We start from the raw sequence: 2813 nt of genomic DNA on the forward strand, positions 1-2813 counted from the left end.
TAATTGAACCATTACCACCTAAAACCTCGCACTTTTTGATACTTAAAAAGGCTAAAACTTTTATCTGTAAAGACTTTTATATTTAATCAGCAAGCCCTATTTAAAAAAAGATAGGGAGGTGGGGAGATGGAGAGATAAGGAGATGGGGAGATGGAAGCATTTTTCTACCTGCTTGGTGCGCTACCTGGTGCGCTATCGGGCGGTGAGTGCAGTGCCCCCTGCGGGTTCCCAAGGGGCTGTAGGCGGAACCTGCGTCCGCCCGATAGGCATCCCGCCGACAGTCACGCAACTGCCGTACGCAAAGCGTCTCTGTTAGCGTAGCTCCTCCTCCGGAGCAAAGAGATACCCGAAGGGCGCGGGGTTGCATCCGCTTTTGGCCCTATTCTCGTTCCTGAATCTCCTGACTTCACCACCGACTGAGTTCTAAGAACGGCAGCCAAAAGCACATACCCCGTGCAAAGATACGATCGGGGGTTCTATGAAGTATTTGAACTAGCGCAAGCCAGAAGAATTGCAAAAAAACTCGAAATCCAACATACACCAAAATATGGTAGTTGGTTAAAGATGCTTGAATCTGAATTATATCAAATCCGTTTAATTCGGTATAAAAACATTCTTTATCTTCACCATTACCAAATCTTCATAAATTTTTTCCCTCCTGACTCAGTCCTTCCCCTCCTGGGAGGGGGAGGGGTGGGTTGACTCCTGACTCCTACTTCAAAAGATTTTATACCGATGCTACCGGATTTGATATTATCTGTACTTGTAGGGCAATGTTTAAATCTATGAATTCCAGATGCTGAAACTTGAGAAAAATGAGAAAAAGAAGTTTCAATTTGGCAGGGTGAGCGCAATGCAACCCCGGTTTGTGTAGATTGGCGTTTTTGTACAGAAGACGCAAGAGTTAAGGTTTCAAAAATTTATCCTACCCGTCAAAATTAATGGGACAGACCACTAGTAAAACCCGATTTAGTATTACTCCGGTTCAACCAAATTTAATATAACTACCTTTTTTAAATTTGGTATAATAATTTAATAACAAAGAAGTAAATATAGTATTTATCACCCTTTGTAAACTATACTTGTTTTTTTCTACGAATTACTATAGTTTTATTTCTAAATAATCTGAGAAGTAGCTATTTTCCATTTGCCGTCTACAAATGTCAAATTATAAATAACTGTTAGTTGGGCAGAGCCTGACCTTGTAGTTTCTAATTTATCATTTTTAAAAAGTTGATATTCTTCAGTAACTTTAATTTGAATCTTGGCTTGATTTCCTTGAGTAGAAAAATATTCAATACTATCTATTTTTTGTACTCTATACTGATAGTAAGCATTATTTTCTTTTAACCAGGCGATCGCTCCATTGGAGGCTACTATACTATCATATACCTTTCCTGTTGTTAATTCAGCAGCAAGTTTTCGGTTATAGGGAGGAGCAAATATTTCTTTTTTTGCTTTTAACCAATTCTGGATTAATTCTTGAGCTTGTTGTTGAGAAATTGATGTTACTAATTCGGTGGTGGGTGGTGTGGGAATATTTGGTATTTCTAAGTCCGTTTGGGGAGATTTGCTTAAGACATTTTTGAGCAAAATACTACTCAAAAAACAACTGCCAATAGCACCACTAATAATCACAGCTTTCTGCCAAGTTTTGCGATTAATAGATAATTGAGTTGAAGGAGGGTCTAGACATTGGTCTAAAGGTGAATTTAAAGTTGTCGCTGTGTCAGAATTATTGATTACTACTAAAGATGAAGATGACGGAGTTTTTTCATTAGTAAAAACCTGAGTTGAATTAGACTTTAAAGCATCTAACATTTCTGTAGATGTAGCAAAGCGATCGTTAATATTAGGTTGAATTGCTCGGTCTAAAATTCCTGCTAATTTAGAAGTTAAATTACTCGTATATTTTTGCCAAATAATTTTCCCTGTTTGTAAATCCATTTCTAAATCTTGGGGAACTCTTCCTGTTAGTAGAAAAATGGCTGTTAGTCCTAAACTATATAAATCGCTGGCATAAACTGGTCGTCCTGCTGCTTGTTCAAAAGCCATATATCCAGGAGTACCAATCATCATAGAAATAGGTGTCGTATTTTGAGAATTAATTGCTGTGCTAATAGAATCTTTTACTGCCCCAAAATCTATTAAAACTGGCAAGTCATCCTGTTGGCGCAAAATAATATTTTCCGGTTTAATATCCCGATGAATAATATTTCTGCTATGTATATAATTAATAACCGATAGTAAACTAATCAGAATTTTCTGAACATCACCATCTGTCATTGGGCCTGTAGTTTTTACTTTTTTCCCTAGAGTTTCTCCCTCTATCCATTCTTGTACCAGGTAAAATCGACCTGCTGTATCACTAAAATAAGCATACAACTTGGGTATTTGGCTATTAGTCTCCCCTAATTCTTCTAAAATGGCCGCCTCTCGTTGGAAACGTTGCAATACCTGTTGGTAAATTTCGGGATTATTTGTAACTACTTTAAGTTGCTTAATTACACAGTAGCGGCCTGAAGGCATTTGGGTATCTTGAGCTAAAAAGGTTTCTCCGAACCCACCACTACTGAGTGCTTGTATAACTTGATAGCGATTGTTCAAAACTGTCGGTTTCACATCAGGAATTATTACCCATTTGTTTTAATTCAGGATAACATACTTATTAGCTAATAATCCTTATCAAAAATGAGAAAATTATTAAAGTTAATTATTTTAACAGTAGCGATTACTGGCAGCAATACAGGAATTTTATCTATTGTGAATAAGATTAATGCTGCTCAAAATAGTGTTAATTTACAGACTAAATA

Annotated in this window: 2 protein-coding genes; both read right to left on the bottom strand. The window is 36.9% G+C overall.

Annotated elements, in window-relative coordinates; genetic code table 11:
• Positions 1 to 629: 629 nt before the first annotated feature.
• Positions 630 to 854 (bottom strand): hypothetical protein, encoded by a 225-nt coding sequence (locus F6K13_RS26830; protein WP_124143272.1) that lies wholly within the window; start codon positions 852 to 854, stop codon positions 630 to 632.
• Positions 855 to 1116: 262 nt separating this feature from the next.
• Positions 1117 to 2607, bottom strand: a complete 1491-nt coding sequence (locus F6K13_RS26835) for an IMS domain-containing protein (RefSeq protein WP_240041520.1) — start codon at positions 2605 to 2607, stop codon at positions 1117 to 1119.
• Positions 2608 to 2813: the final 206 nt, after the last annotated feature.

This window comes from Okeania sp. SIO2B9 (assembly GCF_010672505.1).
Taxonomy (GTDB): Bacteria; Cyanobacteriota; Cyanobacteriia; order Cyanobacteriales; family Microcoleaceae; genus Okeania; species Okeania hirsuta.